20 protein-coding genes are annotated in these 24771 nt (G+C 63.9%); 6 read left to right on the top strand and 14 right to left on the bottom strand.

The features are described 5' to 3' along the window. Nucleotides 1-168 precede the first annotated feature (168 nt). Both WBP07_RS25855 and WBP07_RS25850 read right to left on the bottom strand, forming a co-directional pair. Nucleotides 169-1599: an ATP-binding protein gene (locus WBP07_RS25855; protein WP_395397943.1), complete on the bottom strand. Its 1431-nt coding sequence runs from the start codon at nt 1597-1599 to the stop codon at nt 169-171. Beyond that, a complete protein-coding gene (locus WBP07_RS25850) occupies nt 1599-2315 on the bottom strand; it encodes a response regulator (protein WP_395397942.1) in 717 nt (238 codons plus the stop codon). The genes WBP07_RS25855 and WBP07_RS25850 overlap by 1 nt, the downstream gene beginning before the upstream one ends. Before the next feature lie 233 nt (nt 2316-2548). On the opposite strand from WBP07_RS25850, the gene WBP07_RS25845 reads away from it, so the two are divergent. Together WBP07_RS25845 and WBP07_RS25840 are read left to right on the top strand one after the other, a co-directional pair. Then, a complete protein-coding gene (locus WBP07_RS25845) occupies nt 2549-4909 on the top strand; it encodes a TonB-dependent receptor (RefSeq protein ID WP_395397941.1) in 2361 nt (786 codons plus the stop codon). 26 nt (nt 4910-4935) lie between these two features. Then, nucleotides 4936-5616 carry a Fe2+-dependent dioxygenase gene (locus WBP07_RS25840; RefSeq protein WP_395397940.1) on the top strand — a complete coding sequence of 227 codons (681 nt, stop codon included), beginning with the start codon at nt 4936-4938 and terminating at the stop codon, nt 5614-5616. A 70-nt stretch (nt 5617-5686) separates the two neighbouring features. Here the strand turns inward: WBP07_RS25840 and WBP07_RS25835 are convergent, their stop codons facing one another. The 9 genes from WBP07_RS25835 to WBP07_RS25795 form a co-directional block, all read right to left on the bottom strand. Next, complete coding sequence (locus WBP07_RS25835; protein ID WP_395397939.1) at nt 5687-6451, bottom strand: TonB family protein; 765 nt, start codon at nt 6449-6451, stop codon at nt 5687-5689. Next, nucleotides 6448-6918 (bottom strand): YbaN family protein, encoded by a 471-nt coding sequence (locus WBP07_RS25830; protein ID WP_395397938.1) that lies wholly within the window; start codon nt 6916-6918, stop codon nt 6448-6450. The genes WBP07_RS25835 and WBP07_RS25830 overlap by 4 nt, the downstream gene beginning before the upstream one ends. After that, complete coding sequence (locus tag WBP07_RS25825; RefSeq protein ID WP_395397937.1) at nt 6902-7510, bottom strand: biliverdin-producing heme oxygenase; 609 nt, start codon at nt 7508-7510, stop codon at nt 6902-6904. The genes WBP07_RS25830 and WBP07_RS25825 overlap by 17 nt, the downstream gene beginning before the upstream one ends. Before the next feature lie 26 nt (nt 7511-7536). Continuing rightward, the gene (locus WBP07_RS25820) at nt 7537-9036 is read right to left on the bottom strand and encodes a surface lipoprotein assembly modifier (protein ID WP_395397936.1); all 1500 of its coding nucleotides are present in this window, start codon (nt 9034-9036) and stop codon (nt 7537-7539) included. Nucleotides 9037-9124: 88 nt separating this feature from the next. Further along, a complete protein-coding gene (locus tag WBP07_RS25815; RefSeq protein WP_395397935.1) occupies nt 9125-9898 on the bottom strand; it encodes a Slam-dependent surface lipoprotein in 774 nt (257 codons plus the stop codon). A gap of 114 nt (nt 9899-10012) precedes the next feature. After that, nucleotides 10013-13066, bottom strand: a complete 3054-nt coding sequence (locus WBP07_RS25810) for a TonB-dependent receptor domain-containing protein (RefSeq protein ID WP_395397934.1) — start codon at nt 13064-13066, stop codon at nt 10013-10015. Between the two features lie 241 nt (nt 13067-13307). Next, nucleotides 13308-14291, bottom strand: a complete 984-nt coding sequence (locus WBP07_RS25805) for a FecR family protein (RefSeq protein ID WP_395397933.1) — start codon at nt 14289-14291, stop codon at nt 13308-13310. 112 nt (nt 14292-14403) lie between these two features. Beyond that, entirely contained in the window at nt 14404-14952 is a 549-nt protein-coding gene (locus WBP07_RS25800) for a sigma-70 family RNA polymerase sigma factor (protein WP_395397932.1), read from the bottom strand. A 177-nt stretch (nt 14953-15129) separates the two neighbouring features. Further along, nucleotides 15130-16071, bottom strand: coding sequence for a LysR family transcriptional regulator (locus tag WBP07_RS25795; RefSeq protein WP_395397931.1), 942 nt, complete (start codon nt 16069-16071; stop codon nt 15130-15132). 104 nt (nt 16072-16175) lie between these two features. Between WBP07_RS25795 and WBP07_RS25790 the strand changes: the two genes are divergently transcribed. The 3 genes from WBP07_RS25790 to WBP07_RS25780 are packed head-to-tail and all read left to right on the top strand — an operon-like array spanning nt 16176 to nt 20355. Next, nucleotides 16176-17333 (top strand): HlyD family secretion protein, encoded by a 1158-nt coding sequence (locus WBP07_RS25790; RefSeq protein WP_395397930.1) that lies wholly within the window; start codon nt 16176-16178, stop codon nt 17331-17333. Beyond that, nucleotides 17330-18871 (top strand): DHA2 family efflux MFS transporter permease subunit, encoded by a 1542-nt coding sequence (locus tag WBP07_RS25785; protein ID WP_395397929.1) that lies wholly within the window; start codon nt 17330-17332, stop codon nt 18869-18871. The genes WBP07_RS25790 and WBP07_RS25785 overlap by 4 nt, the downstream gene beginning before the upstream one ends. Before the next feature lie 11 nt (nt 18872-18882). Further along, complete coding sequence (locus WBP07_RS25780) at nt 18883-20355, top strand: efflux transporter outer membrane subunit (protein WP_395397928.1); 1473 nt, start codon at nt 18883-18885, stop codon at nt 20353-20355. An 81-nt stretch (nt 20356-20436) separates the two neighbouring features. Here the strand turns inward: WBP07_RS25780 and WBP07_RS25775 are convergent, their stop codons facing one another. From WBP07_RS25775 to WBP07_RS25765, 3 genes are read right to left on the bottom strand one after another with little or no spacing between them, the layout of a single operon-like run. Then, entirely contained in the window at nt 20437-22086 is a 1650-nt protein-coding gene (locus tag WBP07_RS25775; protein ID WP_395397927.1) for an electron transfer flavoprotein-ubiquinone oxidoreductase, read from the bottom strand. A gap of 37 nt (nt 22087-22123) precedes the next feature. Beyond that, complete coding sequence (locus WBP07_RS25770) at nt 22124-23053, bottom strand: electron transfer flavoprotein subunit alpha/FixB family protein (protein WP_395397926.1); 930 nt, start codon at nt 23051-23053, stop codon at nt 22124-22126. A gap of 27 nt (nt 23054-23080) precedes the next feature. Further along, a complete protein-coding gene (locus tag WBP07_RS25765) occupies nt 23081-23827 on the bottom strand; it encodes an electron transfer flavoprotein subunit beta/FixA family protein (RefSeq protein WP_395392597.1) in 747 nt (248 codons plus the stop codon). Between the two features lie 127 nt (nt 23828-23954). Between WBP07_RS25765 and WBP07_RS25760 the strand changes: the two genes are divergently transcribed. After that, nucleotides 23955-24725: a FadR/GntR family transcriptional regulator gene (locus tag WBP07_RS25760; RefSeq protein WP_395397925.1), complete on the top strand. Its 771-nt coding sequence runs from the start codon at nt 23955-23957 to the stop codon at nt 24723-24725. Nucleotides 24726-24771: the final 46 nt, after the last annotated feature.

Genomic DNA, 24771 nt, shown 5'->3' with positions numbered 1-24771 from the left:
CTTTTGTGTTTCCCCAACGCCGCGATGGCGTGCGGTCGCCAGCTATGGGGCCGCTGTGACACTTTCGTTGCGGCCCCGGTCTGGTTGGGGTTTTGTAATGTACATTGGGATTGGGGGCGGGTTCGTTGCGGCCCGCGTGCCCCGTCGGAGGCGTTGCGCCTTCCTCGCCTATTGTCCCTCCAATGAAAGCGTCTTTCGGTGATGCTGGCGTGGGATCCGAATTCGAACGATCAGCCCGCGGTCCTTGCCATTGGCAATCTGCAGCGAGCCGCCGTGAACGCGTGCGATGGCATTGGCGATGCTGAGGCCCAGGCCGAAACCGCCCGTGCTGCTGCTGCGGGACGCTTCCAGCCGATAGAACGGTTCCAGCACCCGCTCCAGTTCCGCTTCCGGGATGCCGGGCCCGATGTCGGTCACGGCTACTTCCAATTCATCTGCTCCGTCCCGCACCTCGACATTCGCGCGCGCGCCATAGCGGACGGCATTTTCGATGATGTTTTGCAGGCAGCGTTGAAAGCTCAGGCGGAAGCAGGTGAGGGGGGCAATCGTGCTTCCGGAGATGGTCACATCTGCCCCCAGTTCGCGCAAATTCCCGGCGATCCCGGCAAGCAAGGCATCCACATCGACTTCCGACAGGAAAGTTTCGCCCTCGCCGCTTTGTGCAAAGGTCAATGTCGCGTCGATCATGGCTTCCATGTCCGACAACTCGGCACGGAACTTTTCGCGCAGATCCTCGGCGGGAAGCAGCTCGGTGCGCAGCCGGAGCCGTGTGATCGGGCTGCGCAAGTCGTGCGAAACGGCGGCCAGGAAGCGTGAGCGTTCGGCAAGACTGTCAATCAGGCGCGCCTGCATGAGGTTGAAGGCCTCTGCGGCACGGCGCACTTCTACCGGGCCGGCAGTATCGAGCGGCGGGCTGTTGATGTCTTCGCCCAGCGCTTCGGCCGCTTTCGTCATGCGGGCGAGAGGCTTCATCGCCAGGCGAACCGCGAGAAGGGCGATCAACACGACGATCAGGATTCTGACGACGTAGATGCGCAGGAAATAGTCGGCAATCGTGCCCAGGCGGTGCGTATCGGCTCCATTGGTGCCTTCGACCCCATCGACGCGCAGCCAGAGCGGCTTGCCCGGCTCGTGCATGAGGACGGAGTAGCGCACGGAAGGGGATTGCGCGTTCAGCATGGCCCAGGTCCCTGCCCGCCTGCCGTCATCGCCCAGCAATTCGGTTCGGATTACCCAGACATAGGCGGGCCGCCCATAACGGGCGATCGCGATCGCGCGGATCAGGCGCTCCGTTTCCGAGGGGGTGTGCGGTTCGGGCAAATCGGCCGGCGGTGCGTCAAGCAGTGTGGGGCGAAAGCGCGTGTCGCCCAGTATCGCGATGATTTTTTCCCGCTCTTCGGGGTTTTGGGCTTGCAACAGTTTCATCACCCCGGCGAGGCGGCTGGCGATGATCCGCAGCGGGACATCCATTAGCTCGCCGTGGCGCCGGTCGAACCAGATCGTGCTTGTAAGTGCCTGCGCGGCCAGCAGGCCGGCGACGAGGATGCAGGCCATGCGCCCGGAAAGCGAGCGCGGCCAGCGCCAATCGATCCGTCGCATCAGGCCTCCACGATCACGTCGACCGCGAGGGCATAGCCGCCGTTTCTGACCGTGCGGATGATGCGCGGATTGCGAACGTCCTCACCCAGCATTTGCCGCAAGCGACTGATGCAGACATCCACCGATCGGTCGAGCGGGCCACGATCCTTGCCGTAGACCTGGGCAGCAAGATAGTCGCGGCTGAGCGTCCTGTGCGGATGATTGAGGAGCAGGCGCAGCATGAGGTAGTCGGATCCGCCAAGCAGCACGTCCTCGCCTCCGGGCGATATCAGCCGGTTCAGACGCGTGTTAAGCCGCCATCCGCCGAAGTGCAGCAATGCCACGTCATCGACTTGATTCTCGGGCGGGAATTGCCGGGTCCGGCGCAAGACGACCTTGATGCGGGCCAGCAGTTCGCGCGGGTCGAACGGCTTTGGCATGTAGTCGTCCGCCCCCATCTCCAGTCCGATTATGCGATCGATCAGGGCGCCGCGTGCGGTCAGCATCACCACGGGAATACCGATGCGATCGGCGATGGCTCGGCATAGGGACAGCCCGTCCACACCGGGCAGCATCAGGTCCAGGACGATGAGATCGGCCCGATTGTGCTCCAGCCATCGCCACATGGCAGCGCCATCCTCGGCGGCATGTGCGTCCATGCCAGCGGCATTGAGGTATTCGCAGAGCAGGTCGCGAATACCGGCATCGTCATCGACCACGAGGATTCTGTCGCTCACAGGTCACGCGCCCATTTCGTTGAAAGAGAAAGGGGCGCTTGTGCCAGAGCCGCGAGCAGAACCCGCCCAGCCTTGATGTAACGGAATGTTACGATCCTGTCCGGGGTTACAATGGCGTACATAAACAACTGATATAATACAAAAATGTGTCTCTCTTCCGATTTACCGGAGCGCCCCGGCTGCTACGGCGCGCGGTAATTTGCGAATGCATCGCATTATAACAGGGAAGAAGAATGAATAAAGCAGCCGCTGGCGTCGTTCGCCGCGTTTCGACTACACGTCTGGCCCCCGCCGGCATGCTGATCGCGCTCAGCGTGCCCGCCGCAGCCCAGACGGTGGACACGCAAACCGCCGCCGCAAGCCCGATACTGGGTTCGATGGCCGTCGAAGGCACGGCCATCCGGGATGGATACAAGGCCGACAAAGTGCAGTCGCCCAAGCTGACGCAGCCCCTGCGCGATACGCCGCAAAGCATCAGTGTCGTGACATCCAAGGCGATGAAGGAGCAGAACGCGCTCAGCCTGCAGGATGTTCTGAAGAACGTGGCCGGCATTACTTTCACTTCGGGCGAGGGCAATCTGGGGTGGGGTGACTTCTTCACCATCCGCGGCTTCTCCTCCGAGCAAAGCGTGACGGTGGACGGCGTCCGCGATGGCGGCATGTCCAGCCGCACCGACATCTTCAACATGGAGCAGGCCGAAGTCTTCAAGGGCACCGGTTCGGTGGAGTCCGGCGTGTCGGCTGTCGGCGGCAGCGTCAATCTGGTCAGCAAGGAGGCCGGGCTGGATACGTTCTATCGCGGTTCGTTCGGCCTTGGCAGCCAGGACTACCGGCGGGCGACGGTCGATATCAATCAGGCTCTCACCGACACGACCGCCATTCGCGTTAACCTGATGTCGCACTACAACGGCGTCGCGCGTCGCAACGTGGTCGACTACGAGCGGTATGGCGCGGCCATTTCACTGGCGACGGGACTTGGAACCGCGACCCGCTTCTACCTCGACGGTTTCCATCAGCGTGATGACAACACGCCGGATGGCGGCCTGCCGATCCAGCGCGGCACGGACGGCAAGCGAATGCCGAACGTACCGAAGGATGCCTGGTACGGCGCCAAGGGCCTCTATGCCCAGCATACGCAGGTGGATAGCCTTACGGGGCGTGTCGAGCACGATTTCTCGGCGACGACGACGGTGCGCAGCCAAATGCGTTACGAGCGATCGGACAACTGGGGTGTCTATTCGCCGGCCCGCTTCACGGCCGCCGATGCGGATGGCAACAAGATCTGCACCGGCACGCGCTGCGCGACGCTCGGCTACGAAGGCCTTGGCGCGCTCAGTTCGATCTCGGGCGTAAATGTCTACACCGACTACGCGGCGGTCGATTCCGGTGCCTACGGCTATTTGCGCGGCAACGATTTCGGGACGTCGAAGCGCTACGAGATCTACGACAGCCAGACGGACATCAGAACCAGCTTCCATACTGGCGGGATCAAGCATGATCTGACCGCCGGGATCGAATTGTTCCGGGAATATTACGGCGACCACGAAAGGACCATGCTGGCGCCGTCGGGCGACATGTTCTTCGACCTCGCCAATCCGAAAACGACCGGGTTCGCATCGACGACGGTGGTGAAGGGCGCCGGTAATGCGCGCGCAAAGGTCGAAAGCGCTGGCATCTACCTCAACGACACCATCACGCTGGCGGATCGCTGGGAAGTCCAGGCCGCGCTGCGCGCCGATCGCTTCAAGGCGCAATCGGTGCCGGCCAGCCGCACCGACACCGCGATCGGCGGCCGCCTTGGCCTCGTCTACAAGCCGGTGGAGGCGGGCGCGATCTACGTGTCGTTCAGTCAGGCCGCCCAGCCATCGGCGGTGGGGCTTACCACGAACAATACGATCTACGGTGCTGCGGCCACGTCTGCGCTCAAGCCTGCGAAGTCGCGAACGTGGGAAGCTGGTAGCAAGTGGGACTTGATGGACGGTGCGCTGGGCTTGACCGGCGCCGTATTCCGCACCGAGCTGTCGGACTCCTGGGAATACAATGCCGACGACACCTCGCCGGTGCGGGCATTGCCTTCCAAGCGCGTCGACGGGTTCGAACTGGAGGCGCATGGTGACATTACCCCGCGCTGGTCCGTCATTGCCAGCTTCTCGCACCTCAAGAGCAAGATCACCAAGGGCGCGAACAAGGGTTCGGAAGCCGCCAATGTGCCGGACTGGAGCGGCAGCCTCTGGACTTCGTACAAGGTCGGCTCGCGCGTTGAGCTGAGCTACGGCGCACAATATGTCGGCCGCCGTCGCTACAGCAACAACACTTATGTAGGCGGTCTCAACAACAACGCGAGCTACGCCATGGGCCCCTCCGGAGTCTATGCGATCTACACGCTCGATGAGGAGAAGGCGCCCTCCTACATCGTCCAGAACGCCGCCGCGCGGTGGCGCGTGAGTGACAATGCGACGGTCAACCTCAACGTCGCCAACCTGACCAACCGCTTCTACTGGTCGCGCATCGGCGCCTCGCTCGATGGTTTCCAGCTTTACGGCATTCCCGGTGCCGGTCGTACCGTGACGGGAAGCGTGGACTTCTCGTTCTGATCCCCTGACTTTTCCCGGAGCGCGTCATGCTGCTTGAAATCCCCGATGTCCTGACACCGGACGAAGTGCGCAGCATGCGCGATGCCCTGGATGCGGCCGACTGGCTGGACGGCAAGGTTACCGCCGGTGCCCAGTCGGCCAAGGCCAAGCGCAACCAGCAGCTTGCCGAAACGCATCCGTTGGCCGAGAAGCTGGGCCAACGGATACTCCAGGCCCTGGCTGCCAATGCCGTTTTCATGTCGGCCGCATTGCCGCAGCGGATATATCCGCCGCTTTTCAATCGGTATACCGAAGGGCACGACTTCGGCTATCATGTCGACAACGCCATTCGGCCGATCAGCGGCACGCGCGAAAGGGTTCGTACCGACCTGTCGGCAACCCTGTTCCTGGCGGATCCGGACAGCTACGAAGGCGGAGAACTGGTGGTTCGCGGGGCGTTCGGGAACCATGCCGTCAAGCTGCCGGCCGGTTCCATGCTTCTCTATCCCGGCACGAGCATCCATCGCGTCGAACCGGTGACGAAGGGCGTGCGGCTGGCTTCCTTTTTCTGGGTCCAAAGCCTCATTCGAGACGATGGACGTCGGGAGATGCTTCTGGACATGGATATGTCGATCCAGCGCCTAACGCAGACGGGCGGTGATGCCGAAGCCTTGATCCAATTGACGGGTGTCTATCACAACCTGTTGCGGCATTGGGCGGAATTGTGAGGGCGGTGCCCAACAAACGGCAAGTAAACGGATAATCCGTCAATTGTGATAACTCCGGTTTCTCTTGCCGCTAATCGAGATCGAACTGGATGGGCACCGTGAGTTCCACGATGTCGGGCCTGTCGGCGGGGATCGCCGGCAGCGGCTGCGCGCGCCTGAGCGTGTCGAGCGCGGCCTGATCGAGCGAGAAGGAGCCGGATTTGCGTACCAGCGCGCTGGCAAGCACAGTCCCGTTCCGGTTCATCGTGAAGCGGACATAGGCTACACCCTGCTGGCGGGCCGCACGGGCCCGCGGCGGGTAACGGCGAAAGCGTTCGAGATGGGCAAGTACTGACGCTTCCCAATCGGGCCGGGTCTCGTTGGACAGACGCTCGGCCGCCGGTGCGACGATGCTCTTGGGCGCGGTCGTTTGCGGTACAGGTGGTCCCGGATCGACGATGTCGAGCGGTTGCGCGGTGGCCGGTGCCGCGAAGGACGTCTGGCTCAGCGCGATCGGCGGAGGCGGTATGTCCTGATCCGGCTGCGGTTTGCTGTCCTGCCTTTCCGTCTGAACCGGCCCTGGCGGCAGTTCCCGCACCGGATCGGGAGGGGCCGCGAGGGGGTGGAACGCAACTACGAGCGGGTGAGAGGATGGAGAAATCGCCGGCCTCACGACGTGCCAGGTGAACAGCAGGGCGAAGACCAGCAGCCCGGCAACGCAGGAGGTTCCTGCAAGGCCGGCGATGCGGGAACTCCACGCAGTGGGGTTGTCGCTATAGCGCGCCCTCGCCTCGCTCGCGATGACGGCAGGAAGCGTGTCGGGGCAGGAAGGTGCAAGGAGCAGGTGCGGTTTCATGGCCTTGCTTCCGGTTCCGTTTCGGGTTCTCCTTTCGGCTCCGGCCGCCTTATGATCCAGAACGCCCAGAACAGCATGAAGGCGCCGATCGCGGTTGTGACCGGAGGGCGGGGATGGACGTGGAGCCAGAACAGACCGAAGCCCAGCGCCATGCCGACGCAGGCGGCGATCTTGGCATGGCGCGGCACCGCGCGCTCCCGCCGCCATGCCCGCAGGCTGGGGCCGAAGCGCGGGTGGTTCAGCAGCCAAGCCTCCAGCCGGGGAGACGAACGCGCGAAGCAGGGCAGTGCCAGCAGCATGAAATCCGTGGTCGGCAGCAGCGGCACGAAAATGCCGACGAATCCGACCGCAACCAGCGAGAGGCCCAGCACGAGCCACGCACAGCGCGCCATGCGCCCGTGTTTCAGCCAGTCTCCCGAGATTTCCGGCGCGTGCTCCGCTTCCGTTGCTTCAGATGATATGGGCATCGATATGCGCCTGAACCCGCGCGAATGCGGCAAGGGCGCCTTCATCGGCCTTCGCTTCTTCGGCCTCTGAAAGCGCGACGGCATCGAGTGCGGCGGTGAAAGCGCGCCAATGCGGGGCAGGGCCGGCCTCTGTCGGGGCAAGATGGCGGGCGCCGAAAGTGTCGGACAGCGCCAGTTTCTGCGCTTCCTTGCGCAGCAGCGCCGCGCCCATGTTGGAGCCTTCCGCCACGTAGAGCCAGCCGAGCGCAGTGCCAAGGTCGGCTGGCGTATCGAGGGCGAATGCGGGCGTTTCGGCGGCCCGGATTTCGAGGCCGAGGTCGTCCATGTCGGCGATCACCCGCGCCATACGGCAGCGGCCTGCAAGATCGGGAAAGGCATCGCGCAGCCGGGCGTCGGCGTAGAGCGCCTCGACATCGCGGTGGAACAGATACTGGATGCGCAGGAACTGCCGATAGCCGTCCAGCGAGGCAAACGACGCGGCGGACATGATCGAGCGGTCCACGCCTTCGTGGACGGGGGCCGTGGCGGCCTTGAGGCGTTTGGCCCGGCTCTGGAGGCTGCTGTCGGCGGGATCGGTGATGGTCATGGTCATCATGGTCTCCTGTTGGGGTCTCGATTTCAGAAAGTGCGGCTCAGCCGCAGGCTGGCGCCCGTGCGGCGGTAGGAATAGAGCCAGTCGATGCTGCTCTCGACGCGGGTGTGCTGGAGCACGAGTTCGGGGACGAGCGCCAGGAATTGCAGCGCCGGGAAGCGGGCGATGGCAGTGGCGTTGTACTGGTCGTCGCGGCGGCGCGCGGCGAAAACCTCATTGAAGGCGCGGGTGTCGCGGTGGCGCCAGGAGCCGATCAGCAGCAGGTTGGCCGCCTTGCCGAAAGTCTTGTTCACGCCCAGCCGTACGCCCCACTGACGATAGGCATCGACGGCGGCAGGGGCGTCCTTGATGGCGAAGTCCGGCCCGGCGAACAGGCTCCAGCCGGGAGAGGGGGCATACCAGCCAGTCAGGCTGAGATCCGTCAGCGCGCCATCCTGCGATCGGAACACGCGCTGGCGGTAGTGGTAGTCGCGGTAATTGGCCTCGATCCGCAGCAGGGTCCGTGGCGAGAGAACATGCTGCCACAGGGCATTGCCGCCGGGCGCTTCGTAAAGCAGGGCCGATCCGAAGGTGCCCAGATCGAGTGAAGGCGAAAGCGTCAGCGTGTCGCGCGCGGACTGGTACTGATAGCCGGCGCGCAGCATCAGCGTGGTCTGCGAGAAGTCGTGATGCTCGGGGTAGATATCGCCGAACAGCAGGGCGTTGGCGCGAAGCGCGTGGTGGCCGGAAAGCGGCAGCGTGCGGCCCAGCGTTCCTTCGAAATTGAGGCCCGTGGCCCGGATCGGATCGGGCACCTTGCGCTCGAACAGGCAGGAACCGTCGGCAGCAGCCAGCAGGCAGGTATAGCTGGCGGAGGACTGGTTGAGATTGCTGCTGTAACCGGGGCCGAGCGCAAGGCTGCCTTGCCAGCCGCGCCGCTGTTTCAGGGCGCCGAGGAATATGTCGACCGTGGCGAGGATCCCGCGCGACTGCTCGCCTTGCAATGCGAGCCGCCTGCGGATGTCCTCGAATGCGCGGCGGGCTTCACGGTCCTTGCGGTTCTCGAACAGCACGCGCGCCAGTTCCAGCCGGGCGGGCATGAAGTCCGGGCTCAGCGTGAGCAGGGCGCGGTAGCGGCGCTCGGCCTCGGCCAGTTTGCCGCCTTGTCGCGCAAGGGCACCCTCGGCGCTGAGCACCAGCATCGGGTCGCGATCGGGATAGCGGCGATAGGCGGCGAGAAACCGGCGCACGTCGCGCCACTGCTTGCGCCCGATCGCGATGTAGAGCGCGCGGCCCATGTCGTCGACATTGTCGCCGACCGCGTATGTGGTGCCGTCCACGTCCAGCGAGGTGGGCAGCGCGTCCCAATCCTCGGCATCTTTCAGCCGCTCGCGTTCGGCCTTGCGCTGCTGCGCGTCGACCTGCTGGTCCAGGCGCAGACGCGTGTCCTGATCGCTCGCACTTTGCGCCGCCGCGTGGACCGGCAGCAGCATGGCCGCCGCGCTGGCACAGAGGAGAAGCCGAAAGGAGGGGCGGTGAATCGTCATGTCTCGTCCGAAAGACGTTATAGAAAGGCGGGGCCGGCCCGTTTGCGCCGGATGGTCCGGCCCCGCCTTCCCGTTCATCCAGCCGCGGTTACTGGGTGCCGCCGAAAGCGGTGTTGTACTGGTTGCTGCCCGCGAAAGTCGCGACGCCTGCCAGTGCCTGCGCGGCCGAGCCGAAGAACTGGCCGCTCACATCGCCGCCGGAGGCCAGCGTGGCGTTGGTCGAGGCGTTCGAGGCCGTTGCGGTGCCGAAGCCCGCGATCTGCGAGCCGATGATATCGGCAGTGCCGATGTCCACCTTCAGCGATGCGTTCTGGATCGAGCCGGTAACGGTGCCGGCACCGAAGTTCGCCGTGAAGGTGCCGGTCAGCTGCGCGCCGTTGGTAGCGTAGTTGCTGATGCCCTTGACGGCGTAGGTCGCGGTGCCGCTGGTGGGAACGCTGGCGTCCGCAGTGGCGCCAGTGCCGCCGTAGTAGACGGTGTGATCGCCTGCTGTGGCGCTGCCGGTCTGCGACCATTCGCCGTAATAGACGTCATAGGAGCCGACCTTGGCATAGTCGAAGCGGCCATACTTCGAGTGGTCCGTGGTGGCCTGCGTCGTGTTGACGAAGCTGGTCACACCGTTCGCATCGGTGCCGAGCGTGGTCTGCAGGCCCTGGAAGTCGATGTACTGATCCGTCAGCATGCTGGGCACGTTGATGCCGACCTTGCCCGCGCTGTGAGGCCCGCCGACGACAGTGCTGGCGGCGATCTTCACCTTGGCGCTGTCGCTCGATTCACCGACGACCTGGGCATGGGCCGAGCCCACCATCGCGGTGGAAATTGCAAGGGAGAGGCCAAAAGCCTTGAGATGAGAGAATTTCATTCTACTTCTCCTGCGTGTTGGTGCGCCTGATCGTCAGGCGCATTGATCCAGGGTCGCTGTCGTTGTCCGGGTCTGTCAGGATTTTTGGACGCGGTGGCGGCCCTGAAATTCTGCTCAGAACTTCCCTGTCAGGCTGAGCCGCACCGTCCTGCCCGGAGCGGGCAGCATGGAGCGCGACAGGGGGTCGAGATAATAGCGGTTGTTGAGGTTGAGCCCGGTCAACTCAGCGCTGAAACGCTCGTTGATCCGGAACTTGGCATAAGCGTCGAACGTGATGATCTCACCCCAGGTATAGGGGATGTTCAGCGCGCATCCGCCCACGCAATCGTTCTCCTGCGTGAATTCGGCCAGCTGCGGATTGTCGTAGGCGCTGTACCAGGTAAGGCGGCCGCCCAGTTCCAGCCGGCGATCGAGGAAGCGTCCGCCCACGGTCCAGTTCACTGTGTCCTCGGGTGTCGCCTGCGTCAGCAGGAAGCCTGCGAGGAAGCCGTACTTCACGCAGTCCGGCACGCGCCCGCGCGAGGGATCCAGCCGGGCGGCGATGGATTCGTCGCAGGCCTTGTTTGTGGTCATGTGGCCGGCGCTGATGTCGGTGAAGAAGCGGCCGTTGTCGAAGCGGGCCTGCAGTTCGAACCCGGCGATCACTTGCTTGTCGAGGTTGGTGAACATCAGGCTGGTATCGCGCTCGATCACGTTGCGCGTGGTGTTGTGATACCAGGTCAGCTTGATGTCGGCGTGCTGGTCCTCCCCGCCCAGGCCCAGCAGTGGGCGCAGGTCCTGGATGAAGGCGGTTTCCCATGAGCGCATCCGTTCGGGCTTGAGGTTCGCCAGCGGATTGATCGAGGCGGCGAAGCCGATCGTGCTTTCGAACATGCTGGGGAAGCGCAGGGCCTGCGCATAGCGAACATAGGCGCGGCTGCTGTCGCTGAAGTAAACGGTAGCCGAAACCGTTGGTGTCCAGCCATGTCCGGATCGGCGCCCGACGTCGGAAATCGAAACGGCTTCGATCTGGGCTGCGGCACTGCAAGAGCCGGCTGCGTAATTGGTGATGCTGTCCAGCGAACCGTTCAGGCAAATGTTGTCGGCTCGGCTGTAGCGCCCGTCCGCACCTGCTTCCCAGACTGGACCGGTATGGGTCCAAACGAATGCCGTCGGATTGAGCGCATAACGCGCGACGGCCTGGGTGATCACCCGCTCGATGGTGGCAGGATTGGCCGTGCTGGTGGCGTAGCGTTCGCGTAGCGAGGCTTCATAAGCTGCGGCACCGAATTCGTTGGTCTGGTAAGAGGTGGTGTAGCTCTGCGCCATGTATCGATCCACCGACCCACCTTGCAATTCGATGTACTTGGGCAGGAAGTCGTCCTTCGCCCAGTACCCCGAATAGGCCAGCCCGGCGTTCAGCTTGAGGAAGCGAGTGGGTTTCCATTCGCCGCTGAAGCTGATGCGATATTCCTCGCGCCGTCCGGCGCGGGGCAGTTGGCGCCACCCGTTGGCGACGGCATCCGAGTACTCGTCGTCGGAACGCAGCTTCTCATGCTGCCAATTGCCTTCGAGCAGGAAGCTGAGCGTGTCGGAGAGCGCGAACTGGTTGCTGGCGGTGAAACCGAAGCGGTTGTTGTGCGCGTTCATGATCGCGCTGTTGATGATGATCGGATCGGCGATCGATGCCGAGTTCGGGAAGCCACCGGAACTGTAGGTATCGCTGACGGTGTGGGTCAGCCAGCCGGTCGCGCGAAAATCCAGCCAGCGGCTGCCGGGCTGCCACTTGTACTCGGCGTTGTAGGCCTGCGCATGGACCTTGCTGAGCGGCCACTGGACGTTGCCAAAATAGTTGCCGTCGGTGGTCATGATGCGGGAGGGCATGATTTCGCCGAACTTGGTACGGCTGTCGCGGAAGCCCAGTTGCAGCGCCTGATCGTCGGCGATGTGCCAAGTGGCCTTGAGCAGCACCGATTCCAGTTCGCTGGAAGTATTGGGCACCTCGTTACCGGGCTCATAATTGAGGCCGAGGATACGCACGTAGGTATCGGCGTTCTGCGGCAGACCCTCCTGCTGGTAATAGCCAGCGCCGGTCTTGCCCGAGAAGTAATTGCCACGCTCCCGGAAGGCATAGGCGCCCATCAGGTCGAGATCGCCGACCCGGCCCGCCACCGCCAGCCGGATCGCGCGGTCGCCGAAGGAGAAACTCTCGTTGTCGTCCGAGGTGCGCAGGTTCACCCGCAGCGAGGAATCGCAATAGGGGTAAGTGGGCGAGCCGCCGGACGAGCACAGGAAGCCCGGCACGTTGTTGTAGTTTTGCCCGGTGAGCAACGTAGGCAGGCGGGGATTGGTGGAGTTGTTGCCCCCTTCCAGTCGCAGTTCGAGACCGAAGCTCTGGCCCGGCTGCAGGATATCGTCAGCATCGAGGGTGTTGATCACCACCGCGCCGCCGGTCGATCCATTCACGCCGCGGGCGGAAACGGGGCCCTTGAGCACCTGCACGCCGGAGATCAGGCTGGGGTCGATATAGCTGCGGTTGCTGGCGCCGTTGTAGCCGCGCCAGACGGTCAGCGCCTGTTCGGTGCCGTCGATCACGACGGGCACGCGGCCCGGCCCCTGAATGCCGCGAATGCTGGGATCGATGGCGCCGCCGTTGCGGGCGTCGCCGCTGTAGACATTGACCATGCCTTTGAGCACGTCGGCGGTGTTGACGCCCTTGTAGCGTTCCACTTCGTCCTTGCCGGCGTAGACCGAGGACATGTCCTGATCGTAGACGGCGTCCTTGCGGCGCGCATCGCGCTGCGCGCCGGTTTCGGAAGTGGCATCGATGCTCTGGCCCTCGACCCGCAATGTGCCGAGGTTCACGACACCTGTTTCGGGACCTGCCTGCGGGGGCGCATCGGCGGCAGTCTGCTGCGCGCGGGCCAGAGTGACGACATTACCTTCGATACGGAAGGTGAAACCGCTCGCCGCCAGTAGCCGGGCCAGCGCATCCTGCGTGGACATCCTGCCGCGAAGGCCCGCGCTGCGCTGGCCTTGCAGGGCGGAGGCGTTGATGCTGACCTGGAGGCCGGATTGGCTACCGAAGTCCATCAGCGCTTCGTCGAGCGCCTGCGCCGGGATATCGAAGCTGCGGATTGCCCGTGCTGCATCGGTCTGCGCTGCAGCAATGCTTGGCCATGCCAGCACCCCTGCCGAAGTTGTTGCCAGCAGAAGACCTGCAATCGTTCGGACGTGCCCTGACCGTCCGTACTTTCCCCCCGAGATCACACTGTCACTCCCTACGTCTGAATGTCGATGTGCTAAATGCTATTGATAAGCATTCGCATATGTCATTGACGGATGGGCGAGGGGCATTTCCGGAAGAAAATGCAGAAATTTATAAAAAGCGGATTTTAAACGATTATATCCGAGATCGGGTGGGCAGGTATCACTCCACAGTGACGATTTTCAGCCAAGGCGTGATGCGCCTGATGTGGATGGGATGGGCCTTGCCGAGAGCGGACAAGGCCGCGTCCGGATCGCGAAGGTCATAGATCCCGGTTACCCGACGCGAAGTTAGACCCGGCCCCCGGACGACCATATAGCCACCGTACCAGGGGCGAAGCGCATCGAGCACTTTGCCGACCGGCTGGTCTTTCACGAACATCCGGCCTTCGACCCAGTCGGCAACGCGCTCCGCGCGCATCGCGCCGCGCTCTGCCCGACCATCCGCCGCAAGCGAAACCGTCTCGCCCCGTTGCAGCACGGTGCGGGGGCCGTGCCCGGCGTAATCGACCGCGACGATGCCGCGGCGCACGGCGACGGAGGCATCGCCGGAAAGGCCATCCACTTCGAAGGCGGTGCCCAGCACGGTGACTACGGTGTCGTCGGCCGTGACCCGGAACGGCCTGGCTTCGTCATGCGCGACATCGAAGTAGGCGCGGCCGCGCAGCAGGTGTGCGGATCTCGCTTTGTCACCGATATCGAAGGAAAGGGCGCTGTCGGGCGCCAGCGTCACGCGGGTGCCGTCGTCGAGCGCGAGCGATCTGACTTCGCCGGCGCCGGTCATTTCCTGCGCGCGAAGGCGCAGTGCCATGTTCGGTGCAAGCGCAAGGCACAGGCAGGCTGCCAGGCCAAGGCCGCCGACCAATCCCCACCGACGGGCGCGCAAACGGCGTCGGTCCTTTCGGAGCGGCAGGATAACGACATCGCTCGATGCGAAGGCCTCGCCGGCAGGCGCATTGTCCTGAACCATGACCGAGGGGAATGCCGTCTCGACTGCACAGGCCAGATCGAGTGCCGCGTCCCAACTGCTCCGATGCGCGGGGCTACTGTCCAGCCATGCGTCGAACGCGGCGTGCACGGCCGCATCGCCCGGCTGATCGTCCAGGCGTATCAGCCAGTCCAGCGCCTCCCGGTCGAGAGCGCTCATGTTCCCGTCTTCGCTGATCATGGAACTTGCGTCTTTCCCGTCGAATGTCCGAAGTTTTTTCTCTCGTTATCTGGACGACGAATGATGCGGCAATTTTTCCGGAAAAATGTGATCACCGCCGTGGCCCCCCTTGCCGGCGGGCCTTGCGGCAGTGTTCCAGTGCGGAAACGACCAGTTCATGCACGAGGCTTTTCGACAGCCCGAGCCGCGTGCCGACTTCGACCAGCGTCAACCCTTCGACCCGATGCAGAAGAAAGGCCTGGCGCGTTCGTTCCGGCAAGCGGGAGACGGCGTCCATGATATGGTTCAGTTCGTCCGTTGCTTCCGCGCTGGCCTGCGCGGAAGGCATGTCGCTGGCGATCTGCTGTGCCGCGTCGGCCTCGTCGTGCGCGAACAGGCGGCTTTCGAAAGCGCGCCGCCGTCTGGCATCGAGGGCGAGATTACGTACGATCCGGAACAACAGGCGGTCGGGTTCGTGGATCGACTGGATCGCGGCGGCGGCGACGAAGCGCGCCCAGGCGTCCTGCACGACGTCTTCGGCCAATCCGATGTCGCCGGTGATGGTCGATGCGTAACGGATGAGAGCGGAACGGTTCTTCGTGAAAGCGCCAAGATGATCCGGCCTCTCCGATTCCGCGTTGCTCCCGAAGGGGTTATCCATATCGGGCGCACTAGCAGATCGGTTGTTGCGAACCAATCTCAAAAACGGGGACGGATTGCTGGCGATGCTATCTCAACCGGCCGCCCGCGATTGCATCGGACATGTGTAAGGAACTCTCTCGCTGGAGAGCGAACCAGATCGGCCTGCTTGAAACGCGTCAAAGGCTGCTGCACTTCACTACGCTGATAACGGCGGTTCTCCGCGTGCAGCGTTGGAGACAAGTTCCCGTAACCAGGTGATAGCCGAGTCCGAACGGTTTCGGCTGTGCCAAATCATTGCCAGGCTGATCGTTTCGGCGCGCGTTGCAGGCATAAGCACGATGATATCGTCCCGCTGCCTTTCGCCTTCCGCTATTCGCCGTGGGATACAGGCAACCATGTCTGTGCGGGCGACCACGGCGGCGGCGGTTTGCGAATCGTAAACGGTAGTCGGAGCATTTCCTGCCGGCTCAGGATCCCATCCTATCGACTGATGATCGGCGACCACGGCATCGTCGTCGAGCGTGCGAGGCGTTGAGAATGGGCGCCGTGTAACCATCCTTACTCTGGGATGGCGCATTATCCGGCCAAGATCGGGGACCTGGTCCGCCAGCGGGTTCGAACGCGCTGCGATCCAGACCATGTCGTCCTCAAATAGAGGTTCGACCACGAAGCGGGACGGCAAGTCCTGCATCGCACCGAGGGCGAGATCGATCAGGCCGCGATCGAGCATTGTCGTGCCGTCCTCTATGAGAGGTACGACCCGCAGGCTGACGTTCGGTGCATCGCTGCGAAGCCGTTCGAGCAGAGGCGGGATGATCAGCGTGCAGAAATAGGTGCCTGCCGCGATCGTGAAGTTTCGCGTGGCGGAGGCCGGAGTGAACTGCGCCGGAGCCAGGGCGTCGCGTAGCTGTTGCAAGCTCGCAGTGATGCCCGGCGCAATCTGTTCCGCGCGGGCGGATGGCTGAAGCCCCCGCGGGCTGCGGACGAACAGCGGATCGTCGAGCATTCGGCGCAGCCGACCAAGCGCGTGGCTCACCGCCGATTGGGTGAGGCCCAGCCGGTCGGCAACCCGGGTGACGGATCTGAGCTCCATCAACGCGTCGAACACGCGGAGCAAATTAAGGTCAATTTCAGCCATGAATTCTGTTCATGTGGTGCCTGACGAGTAATCATTCGATTTATGGCGCGGCGCTTCTAGAGGGAAGCGGAAATTCGAAAACGCGCGTGAAAATACGGAAAACCATGACAGTGAACCGCGGATTGGAAGAATTCGAGAATGCCGTGGTGGCTGACCCGGATCTCGTCACCGGCGCTGCTCTGCCGGACAGTGGCAGCACTCCGGCAGAGCAAGGCAAATCGCGCCGCCAGCGCTTGCGGATGCCGCTTCTGGTTGGCGGTGTCGTTTTGGCGGCTGCGGCGGCATTGCTGTTCTACCTGCACGGTGGTCGGTATGAGACCACGGACAACGCCTATTTCCAGAGCGGGATGGTCTCGGTTGCCGCCAACATCAGTGGGCCGGTTGTGGCGATCGAGGTCCACAACAACCAGCGCGTACGTGCCGGTCAGGTGCTGTTCCGGATCGATCCGGCGCCTTTCCAGACAGCGGTCGACGAAGCCGAGGCGGCACTGGCCGATGCGCGCACGCATGTTGAGGCCTTGCGCGCCAATTACGGTCAGGGCCAGGCCCAACTGAACGCCGCCCGGGCGCAACTCGATTACGCCACGCGCGAGGCGGCCCGGCAGAAGGAACTGCTGGCGGAAGGCATTTCGTCGCAGGCACAATATGACCAGGCCCGCCTTGCCGAGAATACCGCGCGCCAGGGCATCCAGACCGAGCAGCAGAAGAACGCCAGCATCGCCGCGACCCTGGCCGGCGCGGCATCGGTGCCCACCGACGAGCAGCCGGCGGTCAAGCGAGCCAAGGCGCAGCTCGATCGGGCGAGGCTCAATCTGGGCTACACCGTCGTGCGCGCTTCGCAGGACGGCATCGTCACCAAGGTCGATCAGCTGCAGCTCGGCGATTTCGTGAGCGCGGCGCGACCGGTCTTCTCATTGGCCGGGGCGCATATCTGGGTAGAGGCCAACTTCAAGGAGAACCAGCTCGATCACTTGCGCGTGGGTCAGCGGGCGACCTTTGCAATAGATGCTTTCCCCAGCCTGCACCTGACGGGACGGCTGCGCAGCTTCAGTCCGGGCACCGGAAACAGCTTTGCGCTGCTTCCGCCCGAAAATGCCACCGGCAACTGGGTGAAGGTGGTGCAGCGCCTGCCGGTGGAGTTCGAGATCGACAATCCGCCGGCCAACGTGCCGCTCCACGCCGGCCTCAGCGTCGACGTCACGGTGGACACGGGCTTCCGCCGGCACCTGCTTGGCGGAGGAGAGGCCGGGGCCGGGCGATGAGCGGCGATCCGGCCACCAGCTTGTATCCGGAGCCCGGCATCCGCCGCCTTGTCACCGTTTCGGTCATGGCGGCAACGGTGATGAACTCGCTCGACAGTACCATTGCCAATGTGGCCTTGCCGCATATCCAGGGAAGCGTGGCCGCCTCTGCGGACGAGATCAGCTGGGTGCTCACGTCCTATATCGTCGCGGCCGCGATCTGCACGCCGCTGACCGGATGGCTGGCGGGGCAGTTCGGCCGCCGGCGTTTGATGCTCTGTTCGATCGTCGGCTTCACTATCGCCTCCGGCCTTTGCGGGGTAGCAACCTCGCTTGGCGAGATTGTCGGGTTTCGGCTGCTTCAAGGGGTATTCGGGGCGGCGCTGGTGCCGATGAGCCAGGCGATTCTGCTCGATATCAATCCGCCCGAGCGGCATGGGCCTGCGATGTCCGTATGGGCAATGGGCGCGGTGCTGGGGCCGATCATCGGGCCGGCATTGGGAGGATGGCTGACCGACAATCTGACCTGGCGCTGGGTATTCTTCATCAACCTGCCGATCGGGGCGCTCGCTTTCGTCGGCCTGTCCCTGTTCCTGAGCGAATCGAAACAGGCCGCGCGCACGCGGCTCGATCTGTTCGGCTTTGCGATGCTGGCGCTGGCGATCGGTTCGCTTCAGTTGATGCTGGATCGCGGGCAGACCAAGGACTGGTTCAGTGCCGTGGAAATCTGTCTTGAGGGCGGGGCGACGCTGCTGTTCGGCTACCTGTTCGTCGCGCACACGCTCACCGCCAAGCGTCCGTTCATTGACCTCAGCCTGTTTGCCGACATCAATTTCACGCTGGGCTGCGTCTTCGGTTTCGTGCTGGGTGTGCTGATCTTTTCGGTGCTGGCGCTGTTGCCGCCGATGCTGGAAGGCCTGATGGGCTATCCGGTGGTCGTGACCGGCCTCGTCACCGCGCCGCGCGGCGTGGGATCCTTCGTGTCCATGATCCTGGCCGGCATGCTGATCAAGCGTATCGACGCACGGCTGCTGATCCTGCTCGGCTTCAGCCTGGCGGGGATCTCGATGTACTCCATGTCCGGCTTCTCGCTTGGCATGGATCAGCGCCTGATGATCATGTCCGGCTTCGTGCAGGGACTGGGGACGGGCATGATCTTCGTCCCGCTTTCCACGATCGCCTTTGCAACCCTGCCACCGGCCTATCGCAACGAAGGCGCGGCGATGTTTACGTTGATCCGCAATATCGGGTCGGCAATCGGGATTTCCGTGCTCCAGGCGATGACCATTCGCAATGCCGCGACCGTCCATTCCCGGCTGGTGGAGGCCGTGCGGCCCGACAATCCAGCGCTGGCGGCAGCATCGCCCAATTTCGATTTCAACGCCCCCGTGCTGGTTGCGCGGATGAATGCGGAGATCACGCGGCAGGCCTCGATGGTCGCCTATGTCGATGCCTTCTGGTTCCTCTTCCTCGTCACGCTCGCCGTGATTCCCCTGCTGGTGTTCCTGCGCAAACCGCAGGCGGCAGACGGCGGCGACGCGCCCATGCATCTGGATTGATTCACACGCTCATGCGCCTGCTTTCCATTCTCCTCCTCTCGGCAACACTGGCCGGCTGCACGGTCGGCCCGGATTTCGCGCGGCCGCAGGCACCGACCGCCAAGGCCTATCTTCCTTCGAATGAGGAGGAGGTGGCGATCACCGGCCAGCCGGTGCCGGTTCCCGGCGAAGGGCCTTCGATCGGCTGGTGGCGGGCTTTCGGATCGGCGGACCTCGATGCTCTGGTCGATCGCGCGCTGGCCCACAACCATACACTTGCCGCCAGCGACGCGACACTCGCAGCCTCGCGCGAGCAGGTCCGGGCAATCGCCGGAAAGCGCTTGCCGCAAATCGACGCGAATGCCCGGATCGACCAGCAGCAGGTCAATCTCGCCTCGTTCGGTTTCAGCGGAGGGGCGCTTGGCGCCTCGGGCAATCCCGAGTTCGGTCTCTATTCCGTCGGCGGCGGGATCAGCTACGATCTCGACCTGTTCGGCGGACTGCGCCGCCAGGTCGAACAGGCCGCCGCGCAGGCCGAGGCGCAACAACACCAGACCGAGGCGGCGCACCTCACGATTGCCGGGCAGGTGGTCAACCAGGTCCTGAGCATCGCAGCTATCCGTGCGCGCATTGCCGTCCAGCAGGCTATCCTGGAAGACGATGAGCGGAACCTGGACCTGACGCGCAAGCGGCAGAGGGCGGGAGAGGGCACGCAGGTCGAAGTGCTGAACGCCCAGAGCCAGTACACTGCCGATCGCGGTGCCGTGCCCGCGCTCGATCAGCAATTGGCCGAAGCGCGGCACCTCCTTGCCGTGCTCGTTGGCGTCAGTCCGGCCGAACTCGGTCCTACCGATTTCGATCTGGCCGCGCTGACCCTGCCTGCGTCATTGCCGGTGACGCTGCCTTCGGAACTGGTTCACAAACGGCCGGATATCCTCCAGTCGGAGGCCGATCTTCACGCCGCCACTGCCGCCGTCGGCGTCGCCACGGCCCGGCTCTATCCGGACATCACGCTGGGCGCGACGCTGACCCAGGGCGCGCCGTCGCTCGACGATGTCCTGAAGAATGCGTTTAGAGGCTACGACATCTTCGGCGGCCTGACCGCGCCGATCTTCCACGGCGGTACGCTGAAGGCCCAAAGAGCGGCGGCGATCCATCGCGCCCAAGCCGCCGACGCGACTTACCAGCAGACGGTTCTGGCAGCTTTCTCGCAAGTGGCGGACCTGTTGAGTGCGCTACAGACGGATGCACGCACTGTGGCGATGCAGGAAGAAGCGCAGGCCGTGGCCCGGCATTCGCTCGACCTGTCGCGCCGCAGCTTCGAGGTGGGCAACAGCGGCATTCTGCAAGTGCTGGATTCTCAACGGCTCTATCAGCGCGCAAGCGCGGATCTCGTATTGGCGAGCTCTGCCCAGTATCTCGATGTAGCGCGGCTCTATGTCGCCACCGCCGGGGGGTGGGTGTCGGATAGTGGGTCGGGCGATCCGGTGCAGGCGTTGCCTTGAGATAGAGTTGGGGATGAAGGCTCGGGCGTTACCCGAGCAATGGCAATGGCCGGCTTCGTATTCCCACGCGCCCGGATGCCATCACATATTCGGGTAGTTGGGCCCGCCGCCACCTTCGGGGGTGACCCATTCGATATTCTGCGTCGGATCCTTGATGTCGCAGGTCTTGCAGTGGACGCAGTTCTGCGCGTTGATCTGCAGGCGCATGCCCGCGCCATCCGGATCGACGAATTCGTAGACGCCCGCCGGGCAGTACCGCGCCTCGGGCCCGGCATAGACCGGCAGGTTGATCGCGGTGGGAACCGTGGGGTCCTTCAGCCGCAGATGGCACGGCTGGTCTTCCTCGTGGTTGGTGAACGAGTAGGACACGCTGGTCAGGCGGTCGAAGCTGATCACGCCGTCCGGCTTGGGATAGGCGATCGGCTGGTAGAGATCGGCGCGCTGGGTGCACGAGGCATCGGTGTGATGCTTCATCGGCTTGGCCAGGCCGAAGCCGAACAGGGTACGCAGCCACATGTCGGCGCCGGCCAGGATCGTGCCCAGCTCGCCGCCCCACTTCGCCACCATCGGCTCGGCATTCTGGACGAGCTTCAGTTCCTTGGCGATCCAGCTTTCGCGCACGGCCGTGTCGTATTCGGTCAGCGCATCCTGCTCGCGGCCGGCCTTGATCGCGGCGGCAATCGCCTCGGCCGCCAGCATACCGCTCTTCATCGCGGTATGCGTGCCCTTGATGCGCGGCACGTTGACGAAACCGGCCGAGCACCCCGCCAGCACGCCGCCAGGGAAGGCCAGCTGCGGCACCGATTGCCAGCCACCCTCGTTGATCGCGCGGGCACCGTAGGCGACGCGCTTGCCGCCTTCCAGGATCGCGCGGATTTCCGGGTGCTGCTTCCAGCGCTGGAATTCCTCAAACGGATAGACGTAGGGATTCTGGTAATCGAGCGCGGTCACGAAGCCGAGCGCGACCTGGTTGTTCGCCTGATGATACAGGAAGCCGCCACCCCAGGCGTTGTTCTCGCTGAGCGGCCAGCCCTGCGTGTGGATCACGCGGCCGGGAACGTGCTTGGCGGGATCGATGTCCCACAGTTCCTTGATGCCCAGGCCGTAGATCTGCGGCTGGCAATTCGCCTCAAGGTCGTACTTGGCCTTCAGGCGCTTGGTCAGATGACCGCGCGCGCCTTCGCAGAACACAGTGTACTTACCGAGCAGGTTCATGCCCGGCTGGAAATCGCCCTTGGGATTGCCTTCGCGGTCGACGCCCATGTCGCCGGTCTGCACGCCGATCACGGCACCGGTATCGTCGTAGAGGATCTCGGCCGCCGGAAAGCCAGGGAAGATCTCGATCTCCAGCGCCTCGGCCTGTTCGGCCAGCCAGCGGCAGAGGTTGCCGAGCGATCCGGTGTAGTTGCCGTCGTTCGACATGAAAGGCGGCTGGATGAAGTGCGGCAGCGCGAACTTCTTCTTCTTGGTCAGGTGCCAGTGCAGGTTGTCCGTCACCGGGGTTTCCGCCAGCGGGCAGCCGTCCTCGCGCCAGGTGGGCAGCAGTTCGTCGAGCGCCTTGGGATCGATCGTCGCGCCCGAAAGGATGTGCGCGCCCACTTCCGAGCCCTTCTCCAGCACGCAGACCGACAGTTCGGGATCGACCTGCTTGAGCCGGATCGCCGTGGACAGACCCGCAGGTCCACCGCCGACGATCACGACGTCGTAAGGCATCTCTTCACGTTCAATCATGGTCTTTGCGTCTCGAAGAAGGGTCGGAAAGGAAGGCTCAGAGCGTGCCGGTGAGTTCCGGCACGGCAGTGAACAGATCCGCCACGAGGCCAACATCGGCGACCTGGAAGATCGGGGCGTCCTCGTCCTTGTTGATGGCGATGATGGTCTTGGAGTCCTTCATGCCCGCAAGGTGCTGGATTGCGCCCGAGATGCCGACGGCGATGTAGACTTCGGGGGCCACGATCTTGCCGGTCTGGCCGACCTGGTAGTCGTTGGGCACATAGCCCGCGTCGACCGCAGCGCGCGATGCGCCAACGGCAGCGCCGAGCTTGTCGGCCAGCGGCATGATCACCTGCTCGAAGGTTTCCGAATCCTTCAGCGCGCGGCCGCCCGAGACGATCACCTTGGCGCTGGTCAGTTCCGGACGCTCGGACTTGGCGAGTTCGGCACCCACGAAGCTGGAGAGGCCTGCGTCACCGGCGCCGGCGACGTCTTCGATCGCAGCCGAACCGCCCTCGGCAGCGGCCTTCTCGAAGGCGGTGCCGCGCACGGTGATTACCAGCTTGGCATCGCTCGATTCCACGGTGGCGATGGCGTTGCCGGCGTAGATCGGACGCGTGAAGGTCTTCTCACCCTCGACCGAGAGGATGTCCGACAACTGCATCACGTCGAGCAGCGCGGCGACGCGCGGGGCGACGTTCTTGCCGGTGGTGGTGGCGGGCGCCAGGAACGCGTCATGGTGGCCCATCAGTTCCACGATCAGCGGGGCGACGTTCTCGGCCAGCGCGTGTTCGTAGGCGGCGTTGTCGGCCACGTGCACCTTGGCGACACCGGCGATCTTGGCGGCGGCTTCGGCGGCGGCACGGCAGCCCGAGCCGGCGACTAGCAGGTGAACTTCACCCAGCTTGGCAGCGGCAGTGACGGTGTGGAGCGTTGCGTCCTTGACCGACGCGTTGTCGTGTTCGACCCAAACGAGCGTCTTCATAGTCATAGTCCTTTCCGGGCTGTGCCCTCAGGCAACTCCCAGTTCCTTGAGCTTGGCGACAAGCGCATCGACGTCGGCAACCTTGACGCCTGCGACGCGAACGGGCGGCTCCGAGACCTTCAGGGTCTTGAGGCGCGGGGCGATGTCGACGCCGTAGTCGGCGGCGGTCTTCACATCGAGCTGCTTCTTCTTTGCCTTCATGATGTTGGGCAGCGAAGCGTAGCGCGGCTCGTTGAGGCGCAGGTCGGTGGTGACGATCGCGGGCAGCGACAGCTTCACGGTCTCCAGACCGCCATCGACTTCGCGGGTCACGGCAACGTGATCGCCGTCAATCTCGACCTTGCTGGCAAAGGTGCCCTGCGGGCGGCCGGTGAGGGCAGCGAGCATCTGGCCGGTCTGGTTCGAATCGTCGTCGATCGCCTGCTTGCCCAGGATCACGAGGCCCGGATTCTCTTCGGCGACGATCGCCTTGAGGATCTTGGCGACGGCCAGCGGCTCAACCTCGGCATCGGTTTCGATCAGGATCGCGCGGTCGGCGCCCATCGCGAGCGCGGTGCGCAGCGTATCCTGCGCCTTGGCCGGGCCGACCGAGACGGCGACGATCTCTTCCGCCTTGCCCGCTTCCTTGATGCGGATGGCTTCTTCCACCGCAATCTCGTCGAACGGGTTCATGCTCATCTTCACGTTGGCAAGGTCAACACCCGTGCCATCCGCCTTCACGCGCGGCTTTACGTTGTAGTCGATCACCCGCTTTACGGGCACGAGGATTTTCATCTCTCCACTCCTCTTTGAATGGTCCGACCATTATAGTTTTGTATCTGTCTGTCAACTCAGTGGTCTGGGCATTGCTCAATAGGCGGTGATCGGAGTACCCTTGGCCATCGTCGAAGAGAGAAGAGCAGTGGCCACAGCAAGTACCGAAAAGCCCGCGTTCGCGCCGATCAAGACGCAGCGTGCGTTCGAAGTCATCTGCGAGCAGATCCGTGCCCAGCTTGCCGCCGGGACGCTGAAGGCGGGCGACAAGCTTCCTGCCGAGCGCGAACTGGCGGCGCAGTTCCAGGTCAGCCGCAGCGCCTTGCGCGAGGCCCTGCGCAGCCTGGAAGTCGCCGGGATCATCCGCAACCTGAAGGGCGTGAAGGGCGGGGCGGTGATCCAGTCGGCCGAGCCGGACCGGATCGTCCAGGCCATGCAGGACTACGTGCATCTGGGGGACATCTCGCTCGATGAACTGACCGAAGCGCGCATCGCCATTCAGGACATAGTCGTGCGTCTCGCGTGCGAACGCGGAACCGAGGAGCATTTCGCCGAATTGGAAAAGATCGCGGAGCGCACGCGCGAGGAAACCTCGGTAGAGGCGCGCTACGAATGCGCGGCCGCCTATTACGACGTGCTTGCCCGCGCGACCGGCAATCGCATGTTCGGGATCTTCGTCGATTCCCTTTCCGGGATCCTTCACGAATTCGTGCGCGGGCCGGGTTACGAGACCTTGCAGGAAACCCTGATCGAATCCCGCTTCAAGCTGATCCGCTTCCTGCGTGCCCGCGATGCCGAAGCTGCGGCGGAGGAAATGCGCAAGCATCTGGAGCGCGTTTATCGCCACGTTCGCAAGAACATCAAGGCGCAGGGCGCTGCTCCACGAAAGCGGACGAAATCGGCGCCATCCAGCGAGTGATTGACCCTGCCCTCTCTCCGATGCAATAGGTAGGACCATTAAATAC

The organism is Novosphingobium oxfordense, assembly GCF_044029435.1.
GTDB lineage: Bacteria > Pseudomonadota > Alphaproteobacteria > Sphingomonadales > Sphingomonadaceae > Novosphingobium.
Note: the sequence above shows the minus strand (reverse complement) of the source record. Positions and strands in the feature narration are given on the sequence as shown.

Excerpts from the sequence above, each read along its gene's own strand:
- WBP07_RS25785 (WP_395397929.1), top strand. The coding sequence starts at position 17,330 with ATGAGCGGCGATCCGGCCACCAGCTTGTATCCGGAGCCCGGCATCCGC.
- WBP07_RS25830 (WP_395397938.1), bottom strand. The coding sequence starts at position 6,918 with ATGCCCATATCATCTGAAGCAACGGAAGCGGAGCACGCGCCGGAAATC.
- WBP07_RS25790 (WP_395397930.1), top strand. The coding sequence starts at position 16,176 with ATGACAGTGAACCGCGGATTGGAAGAATTCGAGAATGCCGTGGTGGCT.
- WBP07_RS25845 (WP_395397941.1), top strand. The coding sequence starts at position 2,549 with ATGAATAAAGCAGCCGCTGGCGTCGTTCGCCGCGTTTCGACTACACGT.
- WBP07_RS25805 (WP_395397933.1), bottom strand. The coding sequence starts at position 14,291 with ATGAGCGCTCTCGACCGGGAGGCGCTGGACTGGCTGATACGCCTGGAC.
- WBP07_RS25825 (WP_395397937.1), bottom strand. The coding sequence starts at position 7,510 with ATGACCATGACCATCACCGATCCCGCCGACAGCAGCCTCCAGAGCCGG.
- WBP07_RS25780 (WP_395397928.1), top strand. The coding sequence starts at position 18,883 with ATGCGCCTGCTTTCCATTCTCCTCCTCTCGGCAACACTGGCCGGCTGC.
- WBP07_RS25815 (WP_395397935.1), bottom strand. The coding sequence starts at position 9,898 with ATGAAATTCTCTCATCTCAAGGCTTTTGGCCTCTCCCTTGCAATTTCC.
- WBP07_RS25855 (WP_395397943.1), bottom strand. The coding sequence starts at position 1,599 with ATGCGACGGATCGATTGGCGCTGGCCGCGCTCGCTTTCCGGGCGCATG.
- WBP07_RS25840 (WP_395397940.1), top strand. The coding sequence starts at position 4,936 with ATGCTGCTTGAAATCCCCGATGTCCTGACACCGGACGAAGTGCGCAGC.
- WBP07_RS25800 (WP_395397932.1), bottom strand. The coding sequence starts at position 14,952 with ATGGATAACCCCTTCGGGAGCAACGCGGAATCGGAGAGGCCGGATCAT.
- WBP07_RS25820 (WP_395397936.1), bottom strand. The coding sequence starts at position 9,036 with ATGACGATTCACCGCCCCTCCTTTCGGCTTCTCCTCTGTGCCAGCGCG.
- WBP07_RS25770 (WP_395397926.1), bottom strand. The coding sequence starts at position 23,053 with ATGAAGACGCTCGTTTGGGTCGAACACGACAACGCGTCGGTCAAGGAC.
- WBP07_RS25795 (WP_395397931.1), bottom strand. The coding sequence starts at position 16,071 with ATGGCTGAAATTGACCTTAATTTGCTCCGCGTGTTCGACGCGTTGATG.
- WBP07_RS25775 (WP_395397927.1), bottom strand. The coding sequence starts at position 22,086 with ATGATTGAACGTGAAGAGATGCCTTACGACGTCGTGATCGTCGGCGGT.
- WBP07_RS25765 (WP_395392597.1), bottom strand. The coding sequence starts at position 23,827 with ATGAAAATCCTCGTGCCCGTAAAGCGGGTGATCGACTACAACGTAAAG.
- WBP07_RS25835 (WP_395397939.1), bottom strand. The coding sequence starts at position 6,451 with ATGAAACCGCACCTGCTCCTTGCACCTTCCTGCCCCGACACGCTTCCT.